Annotated in this window: 1 pseudogene; it reads left to right on the top strand. The window is 55.0% G+C overall.

From position 1 onward, the window contains the following. Positions 1 to 11: 11 nt before the first annotated feature. Positions 12 to 220: pseudogene (locus tag EH240_RS37755) on the top strand (extracellular solute-binding protein); the annotation flags it as partial.

The following is a 220-nucleotide window of genomic DNA, read 5'->3' as shown; positions in this document are numbered from 1 at the left end:
TACGCAACGTTATGAAGTCGGCCGTCCTCGCGGCGGCCACAGCGATGTTCGCCGCGGGTTCGGCCAACGCGGAGCAGGTCGTGCTAAAATTCTGGGACAACCAGCGGGCCGAATCCGATTTCAATCAGAATCAGCAGAACGCCTTGAAGCGCTTCGAGAAGGAAAACCCCGAAATCAAAGTAGAGCTTACCACAATACCATATTCGGAGTACCAACAGCG

This window comes from Mesorhizobium tamadayense, from assembly GCF_003863365.1.
Lineage (GTDB): Bacteria > Pseudomonadota > Alphaproteobacteria > Rhizobiales > Rhizobiaceae > Mesorhizobium > Mesorhizobium tamadayense.
This window is presented reverse-complemented; position numbering and strand designations above follow the sequence as displayed.